Source organism: Agromyces sp. 3263 (genome assembly GCF_031456545.1).
Classification (GTDB): domain Bacteria; phylum Actinomycetota; class Actinomycetes; order Actinomycetales; family Microbacteriaceae; genus Agromyces.
Genome location: NZ_JAVDUV010000001.1, coordinates 746,959 through 773,470, shown reverse-complemented (window position 1 = coordinate 773,470; position 26,512 = coordinate 746,959). Strand labels below are relative to the sequence as shown.

Here is a 26,512-nt window from a genome sequence, read left to right as displayed (position 1 = left end):
CCGGTCGGGCACTCCCGGCCGGCCCCGCCGCTTCCCCCTCTTCCAACGGCGGGTGCCTCGAGCACCGCCCTTCCACCGTCCACGATTCACCAGAACGGATGCCTGTGACCGCCCACTCCCGCTTCGCCATCGGGCCGACCGACTTCGAGCTCGACGGGCAGCCGCACCGCATCCTCGCGGGCGCGTTGCACTACTTCCGCGTGCACCCCGACCTCTGGGCGGATCGCATCCGCAAGGCCCGCCTTATGGGCCTGAACGCCATCGAGACCTACGTCGCGTGGAACGCGCACGAGGCGCACCGCGGTGAGTGGCGGGCCGACGACGGCCTCGACCTCGGCCGGTTCCTCGACCTCGTGGCGGCCGAGGGCATGCACGCGATCGTGCGGCCCGGGCCCTACATCTGCGCCGAGTGGGACAACGGCGGCCTGCCGGCGTGGCTGTTCCGTGACCCCGAGGTCGGCGTGCGCCGGTCGGAGCCGCACTACCTCGCGGCCGTCACCGAGTACCTCCGGCGCGTCTACGAGATCGTGGCGCCGAGGCAGGTCGACGCGGGCGGGCCGGTCATCCTCGTGCAGATCGAGAACGAGTACGGCGCCTACGGCGACGACAAGGACTACCTCGCCGAGCTCGTGCGCGTCACCCGCGCCGCCGGCATCACGGTTCCGCTCACCACGATCGACCAGCCCACCCCGCAGATGCTCGCCGACGGCAGCCTGCCCGGCCTGCATCTCACGGGTTCGTTCGGCTCCCGCGTGCCAGAGCGCCTCGAGACGCTGCGCGAGTTCCAGCCCACGGGCCCGCTCATGTGCATGGAGTTCTGGTGCGGCTGGTTCGACGACTGGGGCTCGCACCACCACGTGACGGATGCCGCGGCATCCGCTGCCGAGCTCGACGCGCTGCTCGCGGCCGGCGGGTCGGTGAACGTCTACATGTTCCACGGCGGCACGAACTTCGGGCTGACGAACGGCGCGAACGACAAGGGACGCTACGCGCCGATCACGACGAGCTACGACTACGACGCCCCGCTCGACGAGAGCGGATACCCCACCGAGAAGTTCTGGGCCTTCCGCGAGGTCATCGCGAAGTACGCACCCGTCCCCGATGAGGTGCCCGGCGCGCGACCCGACGCGCCCGCGCTCGTCGCGCCGCTCGCGGTCGGACCGGCGCTGCTCGAGGTGGCGGCGCGCCTCGGCGACGAGACCCGCCACGAGACGATGCCCTCGTTCGACGAGCTCGGCCACGACCGCGGCATCGCGCTGTTCGCCACGCGCCTCGGCCGCGGCGGACCGGGCGTGCTCACGATCGGCGAGGAGGTCCGCGACCGCGCGTGGGTGCTGCTCAACGGCGTGCCCGTCGGCGTGATGTCGCGCGACGCGCACGAGCGGTCCGTGGTGCTGCCCGAGACCCGCGGCGAACTCGTGATCCTCGTCGAGGACCAGGGGCGCGTCGACTACGGCCCTCGCCTGGGCGAGCACAAGGGCCTCATCGGCGGCGTTGCCCTCGACGGCGAGGAGCTCACCGGATGGTGCGTGCGCCCCGTCGACCTCGACCGCGTGCCCGAGCTCGCGTCGCATGGACGTTCGGTCGGGTTCGCCGCGGGCCCGACGCTGGCGCGGGGCGAGGTCGAGCTCGACGAGCCCGCCGACCTGTTCCTCGACACCCTGCACTGGGGCAAGGGCCTCGTGTGGGTCAACGGGTTCCTGCTCGGGCGCTACTGGCGCCGTGGGCCGCAGCGCACGCTCGTCGTGCCGGCTCCGGTCACTCGGGCTGGGCGCAACGAGGTCGTGCTGCTCGAGTTCGAGGCGATCGCCGACCCGGTGATCCGGCTGCTCGCCGGGGCCGAACTGGGCCACACCGAGATCTGACCTCCGTCAGTCGCGGCGCCACGCCTCGCCCAGTGTGGAGCGGCGCGCGATGAGGTGCGGCTCGAGGGTCACGGTGCGCGGGATCGCGGTCTCGGGCTCGGTGATGCGGTTGATGAGCAGCTGGGCCGCCACCCGCCCCATCTCCTCGCCGGGTTGTGCGATGGTGCTGACCGGGATGGCGCTCTCGGATGCGAAGTGGTTGTCGTCGTACCCGGTGATGGCCAGGTCGGCGGGCACCTCGAATCCCGGCTGCCCGTCGAGCACCTGGATGCAGCCGATGGCCAGCAGGTCGGAAGCGGCGACGATGCCGTCGTAGCGGCCGGCGCCCCCCTCGAGGATCTCGCGGGCGGCCTGGCGCCCGTGCGGGATGTTGAGGCCCCGCGTCTCGAGCGTGTCGAGCGAGACCCCGGAGGCCGCTTCCACGGCCTGGCGGGCACCCGCGCGTCGTTCCGAGACGGCGTCGAGCAGGAACGGGCCGCCCACGAACAGCAACCGCGTGCGGCCGAGCTCCATGAGGTGCCGTGCCGCGAGCTCTCCGCCGCGACGCTCGTCGACGACCACGCCCGAGTGCGAGGCATCCGTCGGCGGCGCATTGACGTAGACGAGGGGAGTGCTCCGCACCGCGGGGAGCCGCGACGGCATCCACGGCGTCGGGGCGATGAGGATGCCGGCCACCCGCGCCTCCTCGAAGAGCGTGAGGTTGCGCTGCTCCCTCGCGGGGTCGACGTCGGTGTTGGCGATGAGCAGGCTCATGTCGTGCTGCCGCAGGATCGACTCGGCACCACGGGCGATATCGACGAAGAACGAGTTGTCGAGGTCGGCGAGCACGAATCCGACGGTCGAGCTGCTTCCGGCCGCGAGCGACCGTGCCGCATCGTTGCGCACGAACCCCAGCTCGGCGATGGAGGCGAGCACGCGTCGCCGCGTGGGCTCGGCGACCTTGTCGGGATTGTTCAGGGTGTTCGAGACCGTGCCGAGCGCCACGCCCGCGTGGCGGGCGACATCGCTCATGCTCGGCTGCGAGTTCAGCCCACGACGTCGTTCAGCGGGAATGGGGCACCTCCGTGTGCGCGCGGCCCTCATGCTCGGCCGTCGGTCGTCGTAATCGTCGCACGAACGCCGTGGTGGCAAGCGGACATGAGATGAAGCGTTTCAAATTCGTTACCGATCGAGGATGACAATTCGCGAGTCTAGCGGTATCTTCCAAGTGAAGCGCTTCAAAAGCGCCCACATTCAAGGAGGAATAGTGACCACAGCATCTCGGCGCCTCCGGCGCCTGGCTCCGCTCGCGGCCGTCGTGGGGGCAGGTGCCCTCGTGCTCACCGGCTGCGGCCCGGCCTCGGGCGGCTCATCCGACAGCGGCAAGTTCACGTACTTCGGCCAGACCGAGAACACGACGATCATCGACACGCTGACGACCCTGTCGGAAGACCAGTGCGCTGCCGAGGAGAAGGCCGCACCCCTGACGGCCGACAAGTCGGCCGGCGCCCAGTTCGACCAGAAGCTCCAGCTCCTGGCTGGCCAGGACGCCCTCTCGAACATGTCGATGGCCGCCGGCACCCCCTCGCTCATGAAGCAGTTCATCGACGCCGACCAGGTGCTGAACCTCTCGGACGAGCTCGACGACCTCGGCCTCACCGACAAGATCCTTCCCGCCGCGGCATCCACCATCGAGGCGCTTCACGGCGAGGACGACATGTACTCGCTGCCGACGGAGTTCAACATCGAGGGCTTCTGGTACAACAAGCAGCTCCTCGCCGACAACGGCATCGAGGCCCCGGCCACCTGGGACGACCTCGTCGCCGCCGCCGAGACGCTCGACGCGGCGGGCGTGCAGCCCTTCGCCGCCGACGGCAAGGACGGCTGGCCCATCACCCGGCTCGTCGGCAACTACATCGCCCGCGACCTCGGACCCGACGCCCTCAAGGCCGTCGCCGACGGCGACGCCAAGCTCACGGACGACGAGTACGTGAAGGCGGCCGACGCCGTGGCCGAGCTCGGCAAGGCCGGGTACTTCGGCGACGCGGTCGGCTCGATCGACTACAACGCGGCCATGAACCAGTTCCTCACCGGCCAGGCCGCGTTCTTCTACATGGGCAGCTGGGCGCTCGCGAACTTCAACGACGAGACGCAGAACACCATCGGCCTCGACAACATCGGTTACGCGCCGTTCCCGGCGGTCGAAGGAGGCAAGGGCTCGATCGACCAGGTCCCCGCGAACGTCGGCGTGCCCGTGATGTTCGCCAAGAAGGGCTTCGGCGAGAACCAGAAGGCGTGGCTCGAGTGCATCGTCTCGAACTACGGCGACACCGTCCTCAACGACAGCGGCGTGGTGTCGGGCTTCACGATCGACAACCCGCCCGCCGACCTGCCCGAGACGACGCAGACGGTGCAGCAGGTCATCGCCGACGCGCCGTCGAGCATCCTCTGGTTCGAGGCCCTCTTCAACTCGAAGGCGACGAGCGTCAGCCAGACCAACGGCGGCGGGCTCGCCAGCGGCAGCCTGAGCGGTGCCGACTTCATGAAGCTCGTCCAGGACGCCAACGACGAGGGCTGACCCTCGCCGGATCCTGACGCGGGGGCGCGGTGATCGCGCCGCGCCCCCGTGCTCCACCCCCGCTGCTCCGGCAGCCGACAGATTGCGTGAACCATGGAACGAGTCCTCGGCGACAAGCGCGCCGTCCTGATCCTCCTCGGACCGGCCCTGCTGCTCTATTCGCTCATCATGCTCGTGCCGATCATCTGGTCGCTCGGCTACACGGTCATGGACGGGAATCCCATCGTGGGGTTCACCTTCAACGGCCTCGACAACTTCGTCAAGTTCTTCAACGATCCGGCCGCGTGGAGCGCGGTGTGGTTCACCATCCGCTTCGCGTTCGTGATGACCGTGCTGCAGGTCGCCGCCGGGTACGGTCTCTCGCTCCTCTACGTCTTCTACCTGAAGAAGGCGTCGTCCACGATCCGCACGATCATCTTCTTCCCGATCGTCCTGCCGACGGTCGCCATCGCGCTGCTCTTCACCCGCCTCTTCGAGGCGGCACCGACGGTCGGGCCGGTGAACTCGTTCCTGAACCTGCTCGGCATCGAGTCCGTCGACTGGTTCGGAACGCCCGACGCCTCGTTCTGGGTCCTGATCCTCATGGGACTGTGGCAGTCGATGGGGTTCTACGGGGTGCTCCTCTACGCCGGAGTCCTCGACATCCCCGAGGAGATGCTCGAGTCGGCACGCCTCGACGGCGCGGGAGGCTGGAAGCTCGTCCGCACGATCGTGCTGCCGCTCTCGCTTCCCGTGCTGCTGTCGTCGCTCATCTTCAGCATCAACGGCACGCTCAAGGTCTTCGACAGCGTCGTCGCCCTGACCAACGGCGGGCCCGGCAACGCCACGACGCCCCTGACGCTCTACATGTTCCAGACGTCGTTCACCTACGGCCAGTACGGCTACGGCAGCACGATCGCGCTCATGCTCACGATCCTCTGCCTGCTGTTCACCGTGTTCATCTTCCGGTCCACGCGCCGCGACCTCACGAAGGACTGAGACCGATGACCGTCCAGACCACCGCCATCGCCAGCGTCAACCCCCGCGGGCTTACTCCCGAGCGAGTCCCGCAGCGTCGCGCGCGCGGCCCGCGCCGCTTCTTCGCGCGGCTCCCGGTGCGCATCCTGCTCGCCGTCCTGCTCGTCATCATGATCTACCCGATGGTGTGGATGTTCCTCGGGTCGTTCAAGACGCAGGGCGAGTTCCTCAACGAACCCTTCTGGTCGCTGCCGCAGAACTGGTCCTTCGAGAACTACGTCTCGGTGTTCGAGAACGGCTTCGGGCAGTACATCCTGAACAGCATCATCGTGGTCTTCCCGTCACTGGCGGTCGTGCTGATCGTCGGCGTCGCCGCGGGCTTCGCCCTCGAGGTCATGGTGTGGAAGGGCCGCGGCACGGTGCTGCTGCTCTTCCTCGCCGGCATCATGGTGCCCACGCAGATGATCCTGCTGCCGCTGTTCACCATCTACTTCCGCACCGGCCTCACGGGCACGTACTGGCCGATGATCCTGACCTACATCGCGACTGGCCTCCCGCTCACGGTGTTCATGATGGCAACGTTCTTCCGGTCCGTGCCGCGTGAGATCTTCGAGGCCTCGACGCTCGACGGCGCGGGCATCCTGCGCTCGTTCTGGGCGGTCGGGCTCCCACTGGTCAAGAACGCCGTCTTCACGGTCGGCCTCGTGCAGTTCTTCTTCTTCTGGAACGACCTGCTGATCGCCCTGACGTTCACGAACAGCGACGCGCTGCGCACCATCCAGGTGGGCCTGCTCAACTTCACGGGGCAGTACGGCGCAGTGCAGTACGGGCCGACATTCGCGGCCATCGCGGTGAGCGTGTTCGGCACGCTCGTGATCTACCTGTTCCTCAACCAGCAGGTCATGAAGGGCCTGACGGCGGGATCGGTGAAGGGATGACCCGCGAGGAGGTCCGGATCGAATCGGTCTGGCTCGAGAACCGCCGCGGAGTCGACGGACTCGGCATCGGGGAGCCGCGGCCGCGGCTGTCGTGGATCGCGTCGGCGGCGCCCGACGCCTGGGAGGTAGAGTTCCGCCGCGACGACGGCGTGGTGCACGCCGTGCGCCTCCCGGCCGAGCGCACCCGGCTCGTGGACTGGCCGTTCGACGGGTTGCGCTCGCGTGAGGGCGGGCAGCTCCGCGTGCGCGCCGCCGAGGACGCCGGCGGCTGGAGCACCCCGCTCCGGGTCGAGGCCGGGCTGCTCGATCGCGACGACTGGAGCGTGCCGTTCATCTCGCCGTCGCCGGCGGCTCCCGCAGGAACGCTGCGGCCGGGCTACCTGCTGCGCGCGACGTGGGACACGGCCGAGCTCGGCATCGCGCCCGGCCGCATCCTCCGTGCCCGCGTCTACTCGAGCGCGCACGGGGTCTCCGACCTCGAGGTGAACGGGCGCCCCGTGTCCGATGACGTGTTGTCGCCCGGCTGGACCAGCTACCGGCATCGGCTCCGCACCCAGACCTCCGACGTGACCGCGTCGATCGTCGAGGGTCGCAACGTCGTCGGTGCCTGGCTCGCCGACGGCTGGTACCGGGGCCGCATCGGCTTCGACGGTGGGCTCTGGGACGTCTACGGCACGGATGTCGCGTTGCTCCTGCAACTCGAGCTGACCCTCGACGACGGCTCGATCGTCAGGGTGCCGCTCGAGGACGCCTGGTCGTGGCATCCGTCGCCCATCACCGAGGTCGGACTGTACGAGGGCGAGCGGTACGACGCCCGGCTGCTGCCCGTCGGATGGAGCACGCCCGGATTCGACGACCGGGACTGGTCGTCGCCGACCGTGCTGCCGCTGGAGGACTTCCCGGCCCGCCTCGAGGCGCCGACCGGTCCGCCGGTGAGGGTCATCGAGGCGCTACGGCCGGTCGCCGTCGAGGCGATCGAGGGCGGGCGGATCCGCCTGGACTTCGGTCAGAACATCTCCGGCCGGCTCCGCATCAATGTGCGCGGGCCGGGGGGCCACGAGGTGCGCCTGCACCACGCCGAGGTGCTCGAGAACGGCGCGCTCGGGGTGCGGCCGCTGCGCGCCGCCGTCTCCATCGACGCGTACGTGTGCGCCGGCTCCGGCCTCGAGACGTGGACGCCCCGCTTCACGATCCACGGGTTCCGCTACGCCGAGCTCGAGCACTGGCCTGGCGACCTCGACTCGGTCGACGTCGAAGCCCTCGTGGTGCACACCGACATGCCGCGCACGGGCTGGTTCGAGAGCTCGCACGCAGGCCTGAACCGGCTCCACGAGAACGTCGTGTGGAGCATGCGCGACAATTTCGTCGACCTGCCGACCGACTGCCCGCAGCGCGACGAGCGGCTCGGCTGGACCGGCGACATCCAGGTCTTCGCGCCCACCGCCCTGCGACTGTACGCCGCGCACGGCACGCTCACCGGCTGGCTGCGGGACCTCGCGGCCGAGCAGGCGGAACAGGGCCACGTGCCGAACTTCGTGCCCTGGCTCGAGTGCGGCTTTCCGAACTTCCCGACCGCCGCGTGGGGGGATGCCGCGGTCATCGTGCCGTGGGAGCTGTACCAGCACGACGGCGATACCCGGGTGCTCGAGGCGCAGTACGAGAGCATGACGTCGTGGGTAGACCTCGTCGATCGCCTTGCCGGCGGCACGGGCCTGTGGAACACGGGCTTTCAGCTCGGTGACTGGCTCGATCCCGCGGCGCCGCCGGACAACCCGGGACAGTCGCACACCGACAAGCACCTGGTCGCCACGGCCTACCACGTGCGCACAGCCCGGATCATGGCCGAGACCGCGGCGCTGCTCGGCCGCTCGGGCGACGAGGAGCGGTACCGCGGCATCGCGGATCGCGCGCTCGCCGCGTTCCGCTCGGAGTACCTCTCGCCGAGCGGACGCGTCGTGAGCGACACCCCGACCTCGGTCGCGCTCGCCATCGTCTTCGACCTCTTCGCCACGCCCGAGCAGGAGCGGCGGGCCGGCGAACGGCTCATCGAGCTCGTCGCCGAGAACGACTTCCGAATCAGCACGGGCTTCGTCGGCACGCCGATCATCTGCGACGCCCTCGCTCGGATCGGCGGCATCGACGCGGCGTACCACCTGCTGCTGCAGGACGAGATGCCGTCGTGGCTCTACCAGGTGGGCATGGGCGCGACGACGATCTGGGAGCGGTGGGACAGCATGCTCCCCGACGGCACGGTGAACCCCGGCGACATGACGTCGTTCAACCACTACGCGCTCGGGGCGATCGCCGGCTTCATGCACCGCATCGTCGCGGGGCTCGACACCGCGGCACCGGGCGGCACCGCCCTCCGGATCGCCCCGCGGCCCGGCGGAGGGCTCACGCACGCGTCGGCGAGCCACGACGGCCCGCTCGGGCTCGCGACATCGTCCTGGCGGCGCGAGGGCACGAGGTTCACGCTGGACGTGGTCGTGCCCGTGGGAGCCACCGCATCGATCGAACTGCCCGACGGCTCGACCGTCGACGACGTGCCGGCAGGACGGCACTCGTTCACGTGCACCGTGCGCGACGCGGCATCCGATCCGGCCCGACCGCCCAAGCGCTGGCGCGGTGGCCCCCACGAAGACGAGCGGGCCGAAGCCGGGGCCGGTCCGGTCGCCGTCGACGCGCCCGACGCCGCCGACGCCACTGACACCGCCGTCAGCGTCGCCTGACCACCGCACGACCGACTCGACATCTCCGAAGGGACCGCAGTGCAGCATTCGATCAGACCTGGGCAGCCATGGCTCGACACCGACGGCAACCGGATCCAGGCCCACGGCGGATCCGTCATCACCGTGGGCGACACGTTCTACTGGTACGGCGAGAACAAGGAGCGCACCGCTCCGGGTAACGGCATCTGGCACTGGGGCGTGCGGTGCTACTCCTCGAAGGACCTCTACAACTGGCGGGACCTCGGCACCATCCTGCCGCCGGTGCTCGACGACGAGGCGCACCCGCTGCATCCCGCCCAACTCGCCGACCGGCCCCACATCATCCACAACGCCGCGACGGGCAAGTTCGTGTGCTGGGTGAAGGTCATGCACCGCAACGGGGAGCAGCGCTCGAGCGTCTTCACGGCCGACGACATCCGCGGCCCGTACGAGCTCGTGACCCGCGGCATCAAGCCGCTCGGCATGAACGCGGGCGACTTCGACCTCGTGGTGGAGCCGTCCGACGGCAAGGCGTACTACATCTTCGAGCGCGTGCACAGCGAGCTCATCGTCGCCGACCTGAACGACGAGTACACGGATGTCACGGGCTACTACTCCACGCACTTCCCGCGGCTCCAGCCACCGTTCGTGCGTGAGGCGCCTGCGTACTTCCGGCGGAAGGGACGCCACTTCCTCGCGACCTCCGGGACGACGGGCTACTTCCCGAACCCGTCGGAATTCGCGACCGCCGACTCGTACCACGGGCCATGGACGGTGGTCGGCGACGCCCACCCCCACGACGACTCGCGCACGTCCTTCCGGTCGCAGATCTCGTCGATCTTCGCCCACCCGCACCGACGCGACCTCTACATCGCCATCGCCGACCGATGGGTGGTCTCGCCGCCCGACGACCTGCCCGACATCCGGGCCCTGTTCGAGGAGGTGTTCCGGGTCGACCTCGAGGGCCCCCGCGAATGGGGCGCCATCGACCTCGGCGAACCCGACACGTCGCTCGCCGACTACGTGTGGCTGCCGATCCGGTTCGACGGCGACCGCCCGTACATCGCCTGGCGCGACGAGTGGACGATCGAGGAGTACCCGGCCCTCGAGGGATGACGAACGGCGAGCGGATGCCGCGGGCGCGCGTGGCCTCGCGCCTCCGCGCTACCCCTCGCTGATGTCGATGCCCGTGACGGGTGCGCCCGCGCGCTCGTAGAAGAGCGCGATCGCGCCCTTCGGGAATGCACGCGGCGGCTCCGCGAGCCGGAACGCCGCCGGCACGCCCCGGCCGTCGGCGAAGAGCCGCTTGCCCGTTCCGAACGTGAGCGGGTAGAGGTACAGGTTCAGCCGGTCGACGAGGTCGGCCTCGAGCAGCGACCGCGCCAGGTCGCCGCTGCCGACCACGTGGATGTCGTCGAAGCGGTCCTTCAGCGCGGCCACCTCCGTGACATCCGACAGGGCCGTCGTGCCCTGCCACGCCGGATCCGTCATCGAGCGCGACACGACGAACTTCGGCAGGGCGTTGAACGTCACCGCGATCGGATCGTCGTCGCCGCGGTTCGGCCAGAACCCCGCGAAGATGTCGTAGGTCTTGCGGCCGAGCAGCAGCGCGTCCATGCGGTCGATGCCCGCGCCGATCACCTCGCCCGATTCGTCGTCGAAGTAGGCGCCCTGCCAGCCGCCGTACTCGAAGCCGCCCTCGCGGTCCTCGTCGGGCCCGCCGGGCGCCTGGTAGACGCCGTCGAGCGTGATGAACAGGTCGACCGAGATCGTTCCCATGCTGAGCTCCCTCGCGTGACGGAGGCCGCACCCGCGCGGTCCGGCCATCGGCGCCTCCATCATAGGAAACGCATCGGACGCCCACAGCCGTGTGCTGGACGCCCGGGCGATGCTGTCCTCTCCGGAGAGGAGCACGACATGACCACCGACCCCCGCTGGATCGACGAGCACGGCCACGAGATCGACGAGGACCACCGCGGCCTCGTCTACGACATCCACACCCTGGTCGACCGCCGCCGCGCGCTCGGCCTGTTCGGCGGCATCGGCGTGACCGCCCTACTGGCGGCGTGCGCGAGTCCCGAGCCCGGCGGCGGCGCGACCGCTGCGACGACCGCCACGCCCAGGTCGAGCGCGAGCGCATCCGCGAGCGCGTCGGCCGCGGCATCCGACCTCGTCGCCGAGGTGCCAGACGAGACCGGCGGCCCATACCCGGGCGACGGCTCGAACGGCGTGAACGTGCTCGACGACTCGGGCATCGTGCGCAGCGACATCCGCTCGAGCTTCGGCTCGTCGACGACGGTCGCGGCCGGGGTGCCGCTCACCATCGCCCTCACGGTGCGGGATGCCGCGACGGGCAGCGCGCTCGTGGGTGCGGGCGTCTACCTCTGGCACTGCGACCGTGACGGCAGCTACTCCCTGTACTCGCGCGGGGTCGAGGGCGAGAACTACCTGCGCGGCGTCCAGGAGACCGACTCGGCCGGCACCGTGCGCTTCACGTCGATCTACCCGGCGTGCTACTCCGGCCGGTGGCCGCACATCCACTTCGAGGTCTATTCGGATGTCGCGAACGCCGTGGCGTCGGGGCCGATCGTCAAGACGTCGCAGATCGCGCTGCCCGAGGAGGTGAACGACCTCGTGTACGCCACCCCGGGCTACGAGCAGAGCGTGCGCAACCTGGCGCAGACGAGCCTCGCGCGCGACAACGTGTTCGGCGACGACGGCGGCATCCACCAGATCGCGAGCATGTCGGGATCGGTCGCCGGGGGCTACACCGCGGCACTGACGATCGGCGTGTAGGCGCCGACGGATGCGCGCCCCTGCGGTCACATGGTCGGGCGAAGGCCGCCGTCGATCACGAAGTCCGCGCCCGTGACATTGCCGAGCCGCGTGCTCGCGAGGATGGCGATGAGGTCGGCGACCTCCTCGGGCTGCGTGAACCGACCCGTCGGCGACTGTCCGGCGGCGCCGCGCTCGACCTCGGCGGCGTCGGCGCCGGTCGCACGCGACACGGTCGCCGCGACGCCGTGCTCGCCGAGCCACAGGTCGGTGGCCACCGGCCCGGGACTCACGGAGTTGACGCGGATGCCGCCCGGCGCGAGCTCCTTCGACAGCGACTTCGAGAAGCTGAGCAGTGCGGCCTTCGCGGCGCTGTAGTCCATCACCAGGGGATCGGCGAGCAGCGAGTTCTCGGAGGCGACGTTCACGATCGCGCCGCCGCCGTCATGCGGGGGATCGCCGCGCGGGTGAGGCGCACCGCCGCCAGGACGTTGAGCGTGAACGTGCCGAGCCACTCCTCGTCGGTGATCGAGGCGAAGCCCGCGGGTCGCACGGGCGCCGAGCCGACGTTGTTCACGACGGCGTGGATCTCGCCGTCGATCGCGTCGACGAGCCGCTGCGGCCCGTCGGCGGTGCCGAGGTCGACCTCGACGAACGTGAATCCGTCACGCCCCTCGAGCGCACGCGTGTCGACGTTGGCGCTGCGCGAGCCGGCCACGACGAGCGCGCCCTCGTCGAGCAGCGCCCGCACGGCGGCGAGTCCGATGCCCTTGCCCGCTCCGGTGACGATGACGGTCCTGCCCGCGAGCCCGAGATCCATGGTCGTCACCATAGCCCCTAGCGTGGAGACATGAAGACCTTCACCCTCCCGGGCACCGACATCACCGCGCCGAACGTCGTGCTCGGCCTCATGCGCATCCCCGACAAGACCGACGACGAGATCCGCGAGCTCGTGCGCACCGCGCGCGACGCGGGCATCGACTTCCTCGACCATGCCGACATCTACGGGCGCGAGCTGCACGAGTGCGAGCGCCGGTTCGCCGAGGCCATGCAGCTCACCCCGTCGCAGCGCGCCGAGTACACGATCCAGAGCAAGGCCGGCATCGTCAAGGACGGACCGTACTTCGACTTCTCGTACGAGCACCTCGTCGAGTCGGTCGAGGGCTCGCTGGCCGCGCTCGGCACCGACTACCTCGACATCCTGCTGCTGCACCGCCCCGACGCGCTCGTCGAGCCCGAGGAGGTCGCCCGGGCGTTCGACGACCTCGAAGCGGCCGGCAAGGTGCGCGCATTCGGCGTCTCGAACCACACGCCGAGGCAGATCGACCTGCTGAAGCGGTACGTGCGCCAGCCCATCGTGGCCAACCAGCTGCAGCTCTCGATCACGCATGCGCCGATCATCAGCCAGGGCGTCGCGGCGAACATGGTCGCCGAGGGTCAGTCGGCCACCCTCGACGGCGGCGGCATCGTCGACTACTGCCGGCTCAACGACATCACCGTGCAGGCGTGGTCGCCGTTCCAGGCCGGCTTCTTCACGGGCGTGTTCCTCGGCTCGCCCGAGTACGCCGAGCTCAACGCCGTGATCGACCGCCTCGCCGCCGCCTACGACGTGCCGCCGATCGCGATCGCCACGGCGTGGATCACGCGGCATCCGGCGAACATGCAGGTCGTGCTCGGCACGACGAGTCCAGAGCGTGTGGCGGCCGCTGCGCAGGGGTCCGACATCCCACTCACCCGCGCCGAGTGGTACGAGTTGTTCCGCGCTGCGGGCCACCTCGTGCCCTAGCCGGGGCGCGGCTCAGCTGGCGAGGTCCTCCTCCGCCACCGCCGCCGCCGCATACCGCGTCTCGACGAGGATCGGCAGGTGGTCGGAGGAACCTCGCGGCAGCGTCTCGACCCGGTCGATCTCGAAGCCGACGGACGTGGCGAGGTCGAAGTGCCCGCGGAAGAACTTGTAGCGCGTGTACGTGCGGCTGTCGCTGAGGTTCAGCTCGTAGCCGACCTCGCGCACCTTCTCGGCGAGGTTGTCCTTGAACACCGGGTAGTTGTAGTCGCCCACCATGAGGGTCGGCAGGCCGGGCCCGAGCAACTGCAGCTCGCCGAGGGCGGCACGGATCTGGTGCCGGCGCAAGGAGTTCAGCGCGGTGAGCGGTGCCGCATGGAACGACGCGACGACGAGCTCGCGCTGCGCCTCGAGGTCGAACAGGCGCACGCCGATGAGCCGTTCGTGCGCCGGACGCAGCAGGTGATCATGCAGCGACTTCTTCAGCGCCACCGCGCGGGTCGCACGGCCCTCGAAGCGGTCGGCCCGGTAGTACACGGCGAGGCCCAGTCGGTTGCCGGAGGTCGACGTCGCGAGCTCGAGCCGGCCCACATGCTCCGGCAGGTCGGTGGTGTCGCACTCCTGCAGGCAGATGAGGTCGGGCGTGTACCGCTCGTCGAGCGCCGCGAGCTCGTTGATCGCGCGATGCTTCCGCAGGTTGTAGCTGACGACCTTCACTCGCCCAGCCTACGCAGGCAGCGGGGTCTGGTGGCCGCGAGCTCGCCGTGAACCTGCGGGGTCGATCCCCGCTCAGTCGTCGAGGTTCTCCTGGATCATCACGTCCGAGGCGTGGATGCACACCATGCGCAACCGGCCGCTTCCGGTGTTGGTGAAGCCGTGCCAGGTGTTCGCCGCCACCGTGGCCGTGTCGCCCGCGGTCGCCTCGAGCTCAGCGTCGCCGATCGTGATGCGCGCCTCGCCCTCGAGCACGATCCACGTCTCGGTGTACGGATGCCGGTGCAGGCCGGGTCCCTGCCCCGGGTCGTTGTCCACCAGGAAGTACGAGATCCCGGCGCCGTGGTCGCGGCCCTCGAAGCGCAGGGTGCGCCCGGTGCCGAATCGAAGCTCGTCGGCCCCGACGAGGCGGGGCGGCGCGGATGCCGCGGGCACGTGTGCAGGGGTGGTGGTGGGTTCGTCGGCTGCCATGACGGCCTTCCTCTCCGGTTCCGGATGCCGCTGCGGCATCCGTTGCCCTCACCCTCCGCCTGCGCGCCACGACTCGGTAGCATTTCGACGTGGATCGAATGTTCGTGGACTTCCGGCTCGCGCCCGACGACATCTCGGCGATCCGGTTCGGCATCTCGCCGGGGCACGAGCTGTGCCACGCGGTGCGGGTGCTGCAGCGGCCCGACGAGCAGCCGCTGCAGTGGGGCTGGGTCCGCACCGTGCGCGGCGACGTGCCGCGCGAGGCGTTCGAGCTCATGGCGCTGGTGATCGGCCCCGACGGCTACTTCCCCGACTTCCTCACCGCCACGCCGGGCTGGGACATGGGCTCCGACGACGAGGTGCGGCGGCTGCGGGCGGTGCCGACCGAGCTGTTCCGGGCCGACCTCGCGAAGATGCTCGCCCGGTCGTCGGGTCGACGGCACGAGGCGATCGCGCGCCTCCGCGACGAGCCGGTGCGGGCGCGCAGCATGATCGCCGACGCGTGGCAGGAACTGTGGGACGCGCTGCTCGCGCCCGTCTGGCCGCAGGTCGAGCGGATCCTTCGCGCCGACATCGCCGTGCGGGCACGCCGGGTCACGACCGATGGCCTCGGTGCGATGATCGACGGGCTGCACGAGTCCGTGAGCTGGCAGGGCGAGCGCGTGAGGGTGCGGCTGCGGCTGCACCACGAGTTGGTCGACTGCCGCGGCAGCGGGCTCGTGCTCGTGCCGTCGGTGATGAGCTCCCATCGCAGCCAGGTGCTCACCGAGCCGCCCGCCCAGCCGACCCTGTTCTACCCGGCGCAGGGGATCACCGAGACCTGGGCGCGCGACCCCGAGGCCGCGACGCGGTCGCTCGCGGCGCTGATGAGCCCCGCGCGCGCCGCGATCCTGCTCACCGCCCACGACTCGCGCACGACCTCGCAGGTGGCGGCCGACTGCGGACTCGCCGTGTCGACGGCGTCGCACCACCTCACCGTGCTCCGCAACAGCGGGCTGATCGCGAGCGTCCGGGACGGCGCCAGGATGCTGCACACCCGCACGCCCGTGGGAGAGGCGCTCGTCGGGGCGGCACTGTAGGACGAGCGGTGCGCGGGGCGTCGGACCGCAGGGCGGCGGGACGCAGCATCCGTCCGCGTCCCGCCGCGGTCTCAACGCCGAACGGCGATGCGCCCGAGGCTACGTGGGCGCTGCTCAGCTCGCGTCAGGGTCGGTCCTGAGCCGGGATGCTCCGTTGGCACCGGCGCGACCGCTCTCGTACGCCCATATGGCCACCTCGACTCGATTGCGCGCGCCGACCTTGGCCATCACGCTCGCGAGGTGCGTCTTGACGGTGCTGAGCGAGATGTGCAGCTCGCTCGCGACCTCGGGGTTGCCGAGGCCGCGTGCGACCGCGGCGAGCACGTCCTCCTCGCGTGGGGTGAGCGGCTCGATGGGCTGCGCCGGCGGTGTCGGAGCTGCGGCGGGCGAGGCGGACGCCGAGCCCGCGAACGTCTCGATGAGCCGCACCGTCACGTTGGGGTCGATGAGCGCGTCGCCGCGCGCCGCCGCGTGCACGGCCTGGGCCAACAGCGCGGGCCCGGCGTTCTTGAGCAGGAATCCGCGCGCCCCGGCGCGCAGCGCGGCGTACACGTACTCGTCGAGGTCGAATGTCGTGATCACCACGACGGGGATCGGGTGCTCGACGCCGGGCCCGGCGAGCGCGAGCGTCGCCGCGATGCCGTCGAGCACCGGCATCCGGACGTCGAAGAGGCACACGTCGGGCCGGATGTCGCGAGCGAGCGACACCGCCTCGGCCCCGTCGCTCGCCTCGCCGACGACCTCGATGCCGGGCTGCGCGTCGAGGATCATGCGCAGGCCGGTGCGCACGAGCTCCTGGTCGTCGGCGATGAGCACGCGCACGCTCATGTGGACCATCCAGCGCGCGGGAGGGTCACGGCGACCGACCAGCCGCCTCCGGCTGCGGCACCGGCCGTGAGGGTGCCGCCGAGCAGGGCGGCGCGCTCGGCCATGCCGCGGAGCCCGTAGCCGGGGGTTCCGGATGCCGCTGGCTCGCCGTCGTCGTGCACGTCGACCCGGATCCCGTCGGCGTCGGCGACGACGGCGACGTCGACCCGGGTGGCGCCCCGCGCGTGACGTCGAGCGTTCGTCACTGCTTCCTGGGCGATGCGGTAGACCGTCGCCGCCACGACCGGCGGCACGGCGGCGACGTCGCCCTCGAGTCGCACGTCGACGACGGGGCCGGCGGTCTCGCGCCCGGCACCGACCTCCCCGGCACCGCCGCCCACGGCCAGCCGTCGGAGGTCGGCGATCGCCGGGCTGGGGGCGCGGGCGGCTGCCGCCGTGCCCGCGGCGCCGGCGGTGCCCGCAGGCTCGACCGTCTCGTCGCGACGCAGGATGCGCACCATCGAGCGCATCTCGTCGAGGGTGCGGGATGCCTCAGCCTCGATGACCCGGAGCACGCGGGCGGCGGCGTCGGGATCCGTGGCGGCCACCGCGGTGCCCGCCTGCGCCTGGATGGCGATCGCTGAGACGTGGTGCGCCACGGTGTCGTGCAGGTCGCGGGCCAGCTGCTCGCGTTCGAGGAGCTTGACCCGGTCGAGCTCGCGGGCGCGGGCAGCGGCCCGCCAGCGGAACGCCACCCCGAGGCTGATCGTGGTCACCAGCACGGCGACCGCGCCGATGAGGTCGGCCGGTGTGGAGGGGCCGTAGGCGAACGAGAGCGCCGACGAGGCCAGCACCAGCGCGGCACCGCCCACCATGGCGCGCCCCGAGCCCCAGCGCACGGCCGCGTAGACCAGCAGGAGCATGGCGGCGGTCGCGACGAGCTCGGGATCGCCGCCCGTGATGAGCGAGAACACCGATCCCAGGCCGAACGCGATCGCCAGCATGGCGAGCGGGTGCGTGCGGCGCCAGAGCAGCGTCGGCGCGATCGCGGTGAGCACGACCGCCCACACCCAGCGCGACGGGACCTCGGGACGGACCGCCGCCTCGACGATGGCCGCCAGCGGCACCACCACGACGAGCACCCAGTCGCGCCAGACGCGCCGGGGAGGAGGCGGTGTGGCCGCCGGCGCATCCCAGATCGAGCGGAGGGGGCCCGTCATGCCCTCATGATAGGGGCGCACCGAGCACACCGGCCCGGCGAGGCGCGACGGGGGAGCGGCGGCCGAGGGCGGCGCGCCGGCGGATCGCGACCTCGGCCACGGCGAGGTTGATCACCCATCCGGCCCCCATGAGCACGGCGTGCATCGCCTGGCCCGGTGCCCCGAATACGAGCGTCCACGGCAGGAAGGTGAGCACCTGGGTGCCGGCGCCGAGACCGATCGCGTAGGCGCGGGTCATCCATGCGCTGTGGGTCGTGACGTCGCCGCGCCGGATCGCCACGAACGCGACCACGATGAAGGTCGCCATCGCGGTGCCGAATCCGAGGCGCATGACGAACATCGCGACGCCGTTCACCGCGGGCAGGGCGTAGAACAGCGTCATCCACAGCGCGGACAGGGCCGACAGCAGGCCGGCCGGAACGAGCACGCGCCCGGCGATCCGGTGCCAGCGGCGCCGGCGCAGCGACGGCGCGAACTGCAACGCCCCGAGCACGAGGAACACGCTCGACGCCACGATGTGCACGACGACAGGAATCGGCGACTCGAAGAACCGGGCATTCTCGGCGGTCACGGTGCCACCGCCGGCGAGCTCCGTGAGCCGCATGGACCCGGCAAGGACAGGCACCAGGCTGAGCGTGATCAGCCCGGCGGGGGCGAGCCATTCCGACGTCTTCATGGCTCGATCCTCGTCGCCGACCCGCGCCGCCGCATCGGCCTCGGGGCCCGAAGCCCCTCGTCCGATCGGCTGAGGCGCACGCGCACGAGCGCGGCCGGGGGACGGCCACCACGCCGCATCCGCTCGGGGCGCTGGCTAGGCTGGAACGATGCTGCTCGCCCTCATCCGCCACGGACAGACCGACTGGAACCTGGCGCTGCGCATGCAGGGCCGAAGCGACATCCCCCTCAACGCGACGGGTCGCGAGCAGGCCCGCCTGGCGGCATCCGCGCTCGCCGGCGAGCCATGGGACGTCGTCGTGAGCTCGCCGCTCGGCCGGGCACGCGAGACCGCGGAGATCATCGCGGCCGCCCTCGGCGTGCCACTCGGCGGCACGTACGACGAGCTCCTCGAGCAGGACTTCGGCGTCGCCGAGGGCACGCACGTCTCGGAGCTGTACGTGCGCTGGCCCGACCGTGAGTGGGCCGGCAAGGAACCCGACGACGAGGTCGGTGCGCGCGGGGTCCGCGGTCTCGAGCGCATCGCCCACGACCATACCGCCGCACGCGTGATCGCGGTGGCCCACGGCACGCTCATCCGGCACACGCTCGCCGAGATCAGCGGGCACGAGCCCCGGCACTACCCGAAGCTCGAGAACGCCTCGTCGTCGTACGTCGACCGGGCGGATGCCGCGTGGCGCGTGCGCACCGTGGGCGGTGCCGACTTCGCCGTGGTGCTGCCCGACCTCGAGGCCGCTGCCGACGAGGCGGCTCGGCTCGCCGGCTGAGGCCTCAGTCGCGTCGGCCGGCGCGTTCGATGCCGTCGAGGAGAAGGTCGAGCCCGAACTCGAACTCGAACTGGTCATCGCACCAGCCGAGGGTCGACTCGGGGTCGTCGTGGCGGACGACCGACAGCATCTCGGCGAGGTGGGGCACCTGGGCGGCCATCTGCGCCAACTCGTCGGGGTCGGCCGACCCGTCGTCGCCGGCGCTCTCGCCGAGCTCCTGCGAGAAACCGAACATGCGGCTGCCGAGCGCGTGCATCGCGTGGTGGACGAGGTCGTACGACAGTCCCCCCGAGCGCAGCGTGCCGACGACCGAGTCGACGTACCTCGCGGTCGTCAGGCCGAGGCCCTGCCGTGAGTCCATCACACCCGGCAGCCACGGATGCCGCAGCATGACCCGTCGGGCGGCGAGGATGCGTTCGCGAAGCGCAGCCTTCCACGCGGCATCCGCCTCGGGCACCTCGAACCCGCCGACGGCCGCCTCGACCTCGCCGAACACGAGGTCGACCACCCCGTCGAGGATGGCCTCCTTGCTCGGCACGTGGTGGTAGACCGACATGGCCTCGACGCCGAGCTGCTCGCCCAGGCGACGGATGGTGAGGGCGTCGATGCCGCCCGAGTCGGCCAGGTCGACCGCCGTGCGCAGCACCCGGTCACGCGTGAGCGGTGCTCGCCGCCTGGTCGCCTGCCCTGGGGTCGACATCGGGAATCCTCTCGACAATCGCGTGGTTCGAGCGTACCTTACGTCGTAAGACATACAACGTAAGGTTGGAGCTCGGGATGACGCACGCATCGCAGACGGTGACCACGACCACCACGAGGACGATGAGGGCCGCGGTGCACCGACGCTTCGGGCCTCCCGAGGTGGTGCACCTCGAGCGGGTGCCGGTTCCGGTCCCGAAGGCCGACGAGCTCCTCGTACGGGTGCACGCGAGCACCGTGAGCATCGCCGACCACCGCACCCGCAGCCGCGACCTGCCGAAGGGGCTGTGGTTCTTCATTCCGGTCGCGCTCGGCGTCTTCCGGCCGCGCAAGCGGCTGCTCGGCATGGACATCGCCGGCGTGGTCGAGTCGGTCGGCGGCGAGGTGACCGGCTTTGCGCCCGGCGACGAGGTCATCGCGATGCTCGGCGGCGACTTCGGCGGCCACGCCGAGTACGCCCGCGTTCCGCAGCGCAAGGCCATCGCGCGGAAGCCCCGCAACCTCGACATGGGCGAGGCCGCGGCGCTCGTGTTCGGCGGGCACACCGCCCTCGCCTTCCTGGGCCTGGTGCCCATCGGCCCGGGCACCGAGGTGCTCGTCAACGGCGCCTCGAGCGCCGTCGGCACCGCCGCCGTGCAGCTCGCCGCGGCGCGGGGCGCGACCGTCACCGCCGTCTGCGGCGCCCGCAACGTCGCCCTCGCCGCGGAACTCGGCGCCGCTCACGTCATCGACTACGGCGCCGAGGACTTCACGCACGTGCCGGGCGCCTACGACGTCATCGTCGACTGCGTGGGCAACGCCTCGTTCGATGACGTCGAGCACCTCCTGAAGCCGGGCGGCGCCCTGCTCCTCGTCATCGCCGACCTCTCGAGCATGACCTCCGCCAGGCGGAACTCCCGCCGCAGCGGCAAGCTCGTCACGTTCACCGGTGGACCCGTGAGCCATGACGACCTGGCGGGCCTCGTGCGTCTCGCCGAGGAGGGACGCTTCCGACCGGTCATCGACCGCACCTACGCGCTCGACGACATCGTCGAGGCGCACCGGTACGTCGACGCCGGCCACAAGACCGGCAACGTGGTGCTGCGGATCGCCTGAGCGGCCTGCCGCCGGACGTCGCGGGCCGACGTACAATGCGGAAATGGAGGCACCGGCCAGCACCACCCTGGTCGTCGTCGGAGACGAGGCGACGTCGGCCATCCACGCCCTGGAGGGGTTCGCCAACGTGCGCGCGGCGACCTTCGACGCGGCATCCGACGACGAGGTCGCCCGTTGGTCGGCCGCCGCGGCCGCACCGTACGTGGTGCACGACCGCGACCCGCTCGGGCACGTGGCCGCCGCCTGGGTCGAGTTCTTCGACGACCAGTCGACGTACGGCGTGCTCGAACTCGAGATCGACCGCGCGGTGGAGGCCGCCGAACGGCACGGCATCGCGGTGCCCGACTACTACGTGGTCATCCACCCCGAGACCCTGCCCGTGACCTGGAAGCACTGGTGGCTCGGCGTGCTCGCGTCGGAGTCGCCGACCCGCGTCATCCCGTGGCCCGACGCCGACGCCTCACTCGCCGGGTTGCTGCGGCACCTGCCCACGGGCCGCGCGTGGCCCGATGTCGAGTCATGGCTCCCGACGGTCGCGGGCGCCGTGCCCGATCGGATCGGGCTCGGCGGCTAAGCTCGGCGGCTCGCACTGCTCGCGCGCGGCAGCGGCATCCGTCGCCTGCCGTCACCGAACGGCATCCGACCGACCGCGGCCGCTAGGCTCTCCGTCGTGTTGCGCACCATGCTGAAGTCCAAGATCCACCGCGCCACCGTGACGCATGCCGACCTGCACTACGTCGGCTCGGTCACGATCGACCGAGACCTGATGGATGCCGCCGAGCTGCTGCCCGGGGAACAGGTCGCCGTCGTCGACGTGACGAACGGGGCACGCCTCGAGACGTACGTGATCGAGGGCGAGCGCGGCAGCGGCGTGCTCGGCATCAACGGCGCGGCGGCGCACCTGGTGCACGAGGGCGACGTGGTGATCGTCATCTCCTACGCGCAGTTGGACGATGCGGCCGCCCGTGCCTGGAAGCCGCGGATCGTGCACGTCGATCGCACCAACCGCATCGATGACCTCGGGTCGGATGCCGCGGCCGCACCTGACGACGCGATCGAACTGCTGCGGCCGCCGCTCGCCGTCTGAGCCGCGCGCCTCGCATCGTGCGCCTCGCACGCGTTCAACGTTCGGCGTGCGCCTTGAGGGCGGCGAGCATCCGCTCGCTCTCGGTGGTGTAGCGCCCGACGATGATCGACCGCGCCGGCGCGAGGCGCCTCGGGATGCCGAGCTCGACGGTTCGCGTGACGCGCGACCCCGTGGCCGTCGCGGCGATCGACATCGAGACGGTCGCGTCGATGGTGCCGGCCGCGCGCGGCCGGAGCGTCATCGGCTGCCGGAACGCGATGACGTCGGGTCGCGCGAGGGCGATCACGACGCCGCGCCGGACTCCGGCGCGGCTGTGCTCGACGTACGTCGTGCCGACGGCGACCGGCGGTGGCGAGACCTCGCTCGTGCCGTCGTAGTCGCCGGAGGGTGGCAGCCAGCCGTAGTCGTGCAGGTCGGCGACGAGGTCGAACACGACCTCGGGCGCGGCCGCGATCTCGACGTGCCGCTCGATCGTCGTCATGCGTCCACCTTCCCACCTGCCGCGGCCCGCGCGTACCGCTCGGAGAGGGTGCGGAGCAGCGGAACGAGCTCGGCCGGCGACTCGACGGTGAAGTCCATGTTCAGCATGCCGATGTAGGCGGCGACCGTGTCGAGCGAGTCGGCGCCGGTGACGAGCACCGACGCGTCGTCACCGACGGCCTCGACCACGCCGACGGTCGGGTTGATGCGTGCGATCACCGCGGCGGCTGGGGCGGCGACCCGCAGGCGTGCGTCCACGTTCCAGCCGCTCATCGCGATGGAGCGCATGGCGAAGGCCGTGTAGTCGCCGCCGGGCAGCGGGACGGGGGAGAAGCGGCGACGGGTCGGCATCCGCGGCTCGATCCAGTCCGCCCGGAACACGCCCCACTCGCCCGAGGCCGGGTCGCGGGCGACGAGGTACCAGCGCCGCTGCCAGCTGAGCAGGCGGTACGGCTCGACGAGCCGGACGGTGCCTCGATCGTCGAAGCGCAGCCATTCCTCGTCGCGGATGGCGGCGGCGATCGCGGCGAGCACGGCCGGATCGACCTCGGGATCGGGGGCGTCCGTGCCGACGTTCTCGGGGGCGCGATCGACGACCGAGCCGATCGCCGCGACGGTCGGGCGCAGGCGCGAGGGCAGCACCTGCTCGAGCTTGGCCAGTGCGCGGGCGCTGGACTCGCCGATCCCCGCGATGCCGGTGGCGGCGCGCAGGCCGACGGCCACGGCGATCGCCTCCTCGTCGTCGAGCAGCAGCGGCGGCAGCTTGCCGCCGGCGCCCAGGCGGTAGCCGCCGGCGGCGCCGCGCGTGGCGTCGACCGGGTAGTCGAGCTCGCGCAGGCGGTCGATGTCGTTGCGGATGGTGCGCGTCGAGACGCCGAGGCGCTGCGCGAGCTCCGTGCCGCTCCAATCCGGTCGGGTCTGCAGGAGCGACAGCAGGGCGAGCAGCCGGGCGGCGGTATCCGACATCTCGTGTCACCTCGATTGAGTCATTAGGAACCGAACGTGCCTATATGCACCGTACCGTCGAAGACATGACGAACACCACCGCTTCCACCGACATCCGCCCCTTCCGCGTCGAGGTCTCGCAGGCCGAGCTCGACGACCTGATGGAGCGACTCGCTCGCACCCGGCTGCCGCAGCCCGCCCCGGTCGACGACTGGGACGCCGGCACCCCGAACGCCTACCTCCGCGACGCCGTCGAGCAGTGGCGCACCAGCTACGACTGGCGTGCCGAGGAGGCCCGCATCAACGCCGTGCCGCACTTCACGACCGAGATCGACGGTCAGCCGATCCACTTCATCCACGTGCGCTCCGAGCACCCCGGCGCGACGCCGCTGCTGCTCGCGCACACCTACCCGGGGTCATCCGTCGACTACCTCGACCTCATCGGCCCCCTCGTCGACCCCGTCGCGCACGGCGGCCGAGCCGAGGACGCGTTCGACGTCGTGATCCCGGATGCCCCGGGCTACGGCTTCTCGACCCCCGTCGCCGAGGCCGGCTGGACCACCGCCCGGGTGGCCCGCGCCTACGACGCGCTCATGCGCCGGCTCGGGTATGCCGAGTACGGCATCCACGGCTCCGACAACGGCGCGATGGTCGCCCGCGAGCTCGGGTTGCTCGATCCCGAGGGCTTCCTCGGCCTGCACGTCCTGCAGCTGTTCTCGTTCCCCTCGGGCGACCCGAGCGAGTTCGAGCGGCTCGAGCCCCAGGACTACGCGGGCCTCGAGCACATGCAGTGGTTCCAGTCGGTGGGCGGCTACAACACGATGAACGCCTCCCGCCCGCAGACCGTGGCCGTCGGCCTCAGCGACTCGCCGGTCGGGCTCCTCGCTTACAGCGAGCTGTTCAACTCGTTCGGCAACGGCACCTCGCTCGTGCCGCTCGAGAAGATCCTCACCGAGGTGAGCGTGAACTGGTTCGCGAACGCCGCCGCGGGCATGAGCCGCAGCTACTTCGACAACGCACGCGCCGCGGCCGAGCCCCAGGTGAGCGCCGCGCGCACCGGCGTCGCCGTCTTCAAGGACGACTTCCAGACCATCAAGGTGTTCGCCGAGCGCGACAACACGAACATCGTGCACTGGAGCCGGTTCGAGGAGGGCGGGCACTTCGCGGCGCTCGAGCGTCCCGAGCTCGTCGTCGGCGACCTCCGGGCGTTCTTCGGCGGCGCGGAGTAGGCCGGACTGCCCCGAACGGGCGAGTGGATGCCGCGGGCGAGGGCTCGCGGCATCCGCTCACCTCGGCGGCAGCGCCCGCGCGCGAATCCGCAGCACGACGAACTCGGCCGGCCGGATCGGGGCGAACCCCACGAGCACGACCAGCTCACCGGCGTCGAGGTCCTCCGGCGACATGGTGCCGCGATCGCACCGGACGAAGAACGCATCGGACGGCGAGTGGCCGTGGAAGGCGCCCGCCCGGAAGAGGTCGTGCAGGAACGCGCCGACGGACTCGCGGACCTCCTGCCACAGCGGCTCGTCGTTCGGCTCGAACACCGTCCAGGCGAGGCCACGCTCGATGCTCGCCTCGAGGAACAGCGCGGTGCGTCGCACGGGCACGTACTTCCACTCGCCCGCCTCGGGAACGCCGGCCGCGAGGGTGCGAGCGCCCCACACGATGGGACGACGGCCGGGGAAGGTACGCAGCGCGTTCACGCCCCGGGCGCCGAATTCGCGGACGTCGTCCTGCCCGAGCTCGAATTCCAGGTCGGCGCCGAACACCTCCGACTCCTGTCCGGCTGGTGCGGTCCACACACCCTGCGCCGCGTCGGTGCGTGCGATCACGCCGGCGACAGCGCCCGAGGGCGGGAACGGCGCATCCGCAGCGGCCTGCGCGGGACCCGCGTGACGGAGGCGGGGCGCGTACAGGGCCGCGTTCGGGCTGGCGGTGCCGACGGCAGCGGCCGCGCCATCCGACAGGAAGGCCGCGATCGCCTCGGCGCTCGTCCACGAAGGCGGCGGATCGACGAGCAGCATGGCCCGGCGTCGCTCGCAGAACGCGACCGCCTCGGCGACGATCTCGCGGGCGTCCTCGCGCTCGGCGGACTCGGCCGGCAGCACGAGCAGGTTGACGTCCACGTCCTCGAGGGCCGCGAGGCCGCCCCGCACGGCGGACGCACTCGCGTCACCCACCTGGACCGCGACCGCCGTGGCGCCGCCGTTCTCGAAGAAGCTCCGCAGGGCGCGACCCTGGGACGGGGCCCGGTATCGCTCGTAGAGCGCGTCCTCGTCGGTGCCCCAGCCGTCGACGACGGTCGGCGTGTCGATCGGACCGTCCTCGGCGAGCCCCACGAAGGCGGCGGTCGCCGTTCCCACGCCCTCGATCGGTCGGGTCATGGCGTCCACCTCCTCGCCGCCGGGTGCGGATGCCGCGCCTCGTGGTGCGAGCCTCCTCCCGGCATCCGCCGGCGTCAAGGGCGATCCCGCCGACCGGCGGTACGGCCCACTGCGAGGAGGGGCGCGCTCGACGGCGGGCCCCCGCCCGGGTGCTCCCGGGAGTGGTGACCCTCGCCGAGCGGCGCGCTACTTGCGGTGCGTGGCGTCGCTGACGTCGTTGCCGGCGCGGCCCGCCACCTTCGCCTTCTTGTCGGCGCGCTTCTCCTTGAGCGTCTTGGACGCTGCGGTCTTGCTGGACGACTTCTTCGGTGACTTGTCTGACACGGTGACGCCCTTTGATCGGGAGCCTGGACGGCCCCGTGGTCGCAACCCTAGTGCCGCACGCTGTGAGCTCGTTCCGGATCCCGAAGCCCGGCGGGCGCGGCGGGCGCGGTGGCCCAGGCACCGCAGGTGTGGCGTGCTGTTGCGCGTGGACTTCGCGCTCCCGGCCGCCGCCGCTATCGTCG

General features: G+C 71.3%; 26 protein-coding genes and 1 pseudogene. 14 read left to right on the top strand and 13 right to left on the bottom strand.

Going from position 1 to position 26,512, the window contains the following annotated elements; all coding sequences use genetic code 11:
- Positions 1-98 precede the first annotated feature (98 nt).
- Positions 99-1,865: a beta-galactosidase gene (locus tag J2X63_RS03460; RefSeq protein WP_309973927.1), complete on the top strand. Its 1,767-nt coding sequence runs from the start codon at positions 99-101 to the stop codon at positions 1,863-1,865.
- A 6-nt stretch (positions 1,866-1,871) separates the two neighbouring features.
- Here the strand turns inward: J2X63_RS03460 and J2X63_RS03455 are convergent, their stop codons facing one another.
- Entirely contained in the window at positions 1,872-2,876 is a 1,005-nt protein-coding gene (locus tag J2X63_RS03455; RefSeq protein ID WP_309973925.1) for a LacI family DNA-binding transcriptional regulator, read from the bottom strand.
- Between the two features lie 235 nt (positions 2,877-3,111).
- Here J2X63_RS03455 and J2X63_RS03450 point away from each other — a divergent pair, with 235 nt between their 5' ends.
- The 5 genes from J2X63_RS03450 (at position 3,112) to J2X63_RS03430 (ending at position 10,141) form a co-directional block, all read left to right on the top strand.
- Positions 3,112-4,422, top strand: coding sequence for an extracellular solute-binding protein (locus J2X63_RS03450; RefSeq protein WP_309973923.1), 1,311 nt, complete (start codon positions 3,112-3,114; stop codon positions 4,420-4,422).
- 93 nt (positions 4,423-4,515) lie between these two features.
- Entirely contained in the window at positions 4,516-5,400 is an 885-nt protein-coding gene (locus J2X63_RS03445; RefSeq protein WP_309973921.1) for a sugar ABC transporter permease, read from the top strand.
- Between the two features lie 5 nt (positions 5,401-5,405).
- Complete coding sequence (locus J2X63_RS03440; RefSeq protein WP_309973919.1) at positions 5,406-6,317, top strand: carbohydrate ABC transporter permease; 912 nt, start codon at positions 5,406-5,408, stop codon at positions 6,315-6,317.
- Positions 6,314-9,046 carry a family 78 glycoside hydrolase catalytic domain gene (locus J2X63_RS03435; protein ID WP_309973917.1) on the top strand — a complete coding sequence of 911 codons (2,733 nt, stop codon included), beginning with the start codon at positions 6,314-6,316 and terminating at the stop codon, positions 9,044-9,046. The genes J2X63_RS03440 and J2X63_RS03435 overlap by 4 nt, the downstream gene beginning before the upstream one ends.
- Before the next feature lie 39 nt (positions 9,047-9,085).
- Positions 9,086-10,141 carry a family 43 glycosylhydrolase gene (locus J2X63_RS03430; RefSeq protein ID WP_309973915.1) on the top strand — a complete coding sequence of 352 codons (1,056 nt, stop codon included), beginning with the start codon at positions 9,086-9,088 and terminating at the stop codon, positions 10,139-10,141.
- Between the two features lie 48 nt (positions 10,142-10,189).
- Here the strand turns inward: J2X63_RS03430 and J2X63_RS03425 are convergent, their stop codons facing one another.
- The gene (locus J2X63_RS03425) at positions 10,190-10,804 is read right to left on the bottom strand and encodes a dihydrofolate reductase family protein (protein WP_309973913.1); all 615 of its coding nucleotides are present in this window, start codon (positions 10,802-10,804) and stop codon (positions 10,190-10,192) included.
- A gap of 138 nt (positions 10,805-10,942) precedes the next feature.
- On the opposite strand from J2X63_RS03425, the gene J2X63_RS03420 reads away from it, so the two are divergent.
- Positions 10,943-11,821, top strand: coding sequence for an intradiol ring-cleavage dioxygenase (locus J2X63_RS03420; protein ID WP_309973911.1), 879 nt, complete (start codon positions 10,943-10,945; stop codon positions 11,819-11,821).
- A gap of 26 nt (positions 11,822-11,847) precedes the next feature.
- On the opposite strand, the pseudogene J2X63_RS03415 reads toward J2X63_RS03420, so the two are convergent.
- A pseudogene (locus J2X63_RS03415) lies at positions 11,848-12,620 on the bottom strand (SDR family oxidoreductase).
- 30 nt (positions 12,621-12,650) lie between these two features.
- On the opposite strand from J2X63_RS03415, the gene J2X63_RS03410 reads away from it, so the two are divergent.
- Positions 12,651-13,586, top strand: coding sequence for an aldo/keto reductase (locus tag J2X63_RS03410; protein ID WP_309973909.1), 936 nt, complete (start codon positions 12,651-12,653; stop codon positions 13,584-13,586).
- Positions 13,587-13,598: 12 nt separating this feature from the next.
- Here the strand turns inward: J2X63_RS03410 and J2X63_RS03405 are convergent, their stop codons facing one another.
- Positions 13,599-14,300, bottom strand: a complete 702-nt coding sequence (locus J2X63_RS03405) for an endonuclease/exonuclease/phosphatase family protein (protein WP_309973907.1) — start codon at positions 14,298-14,300, stop codon at positions 13,599-13,601.
- 72 nt (positions 14,301-14,372) lie between these two features.
- Positions 14,373-14,768: a cupin domain-containing protein gene (locus tag J2X63_RS03400; protein WP_309973904.1), complete on the bottom strand. Its 396-nt coding sequence runs from the start codon at positions 14,766-14,768 to the stop codon at positions 14,373-14,375.
- Between the two features lie 98 nt (positions 14,769-14,866).
- Between J2X63_RS03400 and J2X63_RS03395 the strand changes: the two genes are divergently transcribed.
- The gene (locus tag J2X63_RS03395; RefSeq protein WP_309977776.1) at positions 14,867-15,847 is read left to right on the top strand and encodes a DUF5937 family protein; all 981 of its coding nucleotides are present in this window, start codon (positions 14,867-14,869) and stop codon (positions 15,845-15,847) included.
- Between the two features lie 114 nt (positions 15,848-15,961).
- Here the strand turns inward: J2X63_RS03395 and J2X63_RS03390 are convergent, their stop codons facing one another.
- Genes J2X63_RS03390 through J2X63_RS03380 form a run of 3 tightly spaced genes read right to left on the bottom strand, consistent with a single transcriptional unit; the run spans position 15,962 to position 18,550 of the window.
- Complete coding sequence (locus J2X63_RS03390) at positions 15,962-16,675, bottom strand: response regulator transcription factor (protein ID WP_309973902.1); 714 nt, start codon at positions 16,673-16,675, stop codon at positions 15,962-15,964.
- A complete protein-coding gene (locus J2X63_RS03385; protein ID WP_309973900.1) occupies positions 16,672-17,874 on the bottom strand; it encodes a histidine kinase in 1,203 nt (400 codons plus the stop codon). The genes J2X63_RS03390 and J2X63_RS03385 overlap by 4 nt, the downstream gene beginning before the upstream one ends.
- A 4-nt stretch (positions 17,875-17,878) precedes the next feature.
- Positions 17,879-18,550, bottom strand: coding sequence for a DUF2306 domain-containing protein (locus J2X63_RS03380; RefSeq protein WP_309973898.1), 672 nt, complete (start codon positions 18,548-18,550; stop codon positions 17,879-17,881).
- Positions 18,551-18,698: 148 nt separating this feature from the next.
- On the opposite strand from J2X63_RS03380, the gene J2X63_RS03375 reads away from it, so the two are divergent.
- Positions 18,699-19,316, top strand: coding sequence for a histidine phosphatase family protein (locus J2X63_RS03375; RefSeq protein WP_309973896.1), 618 nt, complete (start codon positions 18,699-18,701; stop codon positions 19,314-19,316).
- Positions 19,317-19,320: 4 nt separating this feature from the next.
- Here J2X63_RS03375 and J2X63_RS03370 read toward each other — a convergent pair whose 3' ends face one another.
- A complete protein-coding gene (locus tag J2X63_RS03370) occupies positions 19,321-20,016 on the bottom strand; it encodes a TetR/AcrR family transcriptional regulator (RefSeq protein WP_309973894.1) in 696 nt (231 codons plus the stop codon).
- A 77-nt stretch (positions 20,017-20,093) separates the two neighbouring features.
- Here J2X63_RS03370 and J2X63_RS03365 point away from each other — a divergent pair, with 77 nt between their 5' ends.
- The 3 genes from J2X63_RS03365 to panD all read left to right on the top strand — a co-directional run bounded on the left by J2X63_RS03365 (position 20,094) and on the right by panD (position 22,197).
- Positions 20,094-21,110, top strand: coding sequence for an NAD(P)-dependent alcohol dehydrogenase (locus tag J2X63_RS03365; RefSeq protein ID WP_309973893.1), 1,017 nt, complete (start codon positions 20,094-20,096; stop codon positions 21,108-21,110).
- A 43-nt stretch (positions 21,111-21,153) separates the two neighbouring features.
- Complete coding sequence (locus J2X63_RS03360) at positions 21,154-21,684, top strand: hypothetical protein (RefSeq protein ID WP_159603460.1); 531 nt, start codon at positions 21,154-21,156, stop codon at positions 21,682-21,684.
- A 96-nt stretch (positions 21,685-21,780) separates the two neighbouring features.
- Positions 21,781-22,197 (top strand): aspartate 1-decarboxylase, encoded by a 417-nt coding sequence (gene panD / locus J2X63_RS03355; protein WP_309973890.1) that lies wholly within the window; start codon positions 21,781-21,783, stop codon positions 22,195-22,197.
- A 34-nt stretch (positions 22,198-22,231) separates the two neighbouring features.
- Here panD and J2X63_RS03350 read toward each other — a convergent pair whose 3' ends face one another.
- Positions 22,232-22,678, bottom strand: coding sequence for an SRPBCC family protein (locus J2X63_RS03350; RefSeq protein WP_309973887.1), 447 nt, complete (start codon positions 22,676-22,678; stop codon positions 22,232-22,234).
- Complete coding sequence (locus tag J2X63_RS03345) at positions 22,675-23,643, bottom strand: WYL domain-containing protein (RefSeq protein ID WP_309973885.1); 969 nt, start codon at positions 23,641-23,643, stop codon at positions 22,675-22,677. Before J2X63_RS03345 ends, J2X63_RS03350 begins: the two co-directional genes overlap by 4 nt.
- 65 nt (positions 23,644-23,708) lie before the next feature.
- Between J2X63_RS03345 and J2X63_RS03340 the strand changes: the two genes are divergently transcribed.
- Positions 23,709-24,851, top strand: coding sequence for an epoxide hydrolase (locus J2X63_RS03340; protein WP_309973883.1), 1,143 nt, complete (start codon positions 23,709-23,711; stop codon positions 24,849-24,851).
- Positions 24,852-24,908: 57 nt separating this feature from the next.
- Here J2X63_RS03340 and J2X63_RS03335 read toward each other — a convergent pair whose 3' ends face one another.
- On the bottom strand, positions 24,909-26,006 hold the full coding sequence (locus J2X63_RS03335) for a phage tail sheath subtilisin-like domain-containing protein (protein WP_309973880.1): 1,098 nt from the start codon (positions 26,004-26,006) through the stop codon (positions 24,909-24,911).
- Between the two features lie 186 nt (positions 26,007-26,192).
- A complete protein-coding gene (locus tag J2X63_RS03330; RefSeq protein ID WP_309973878.1) occupies positions 26,193-26,330 on the bottom strand; it encodes a hypothetical protein in 138 nt (45 codons plus the stop codon).
- Between the last annotated feature and the right edge of the window lie 182 nt (positions 26,331-26,512).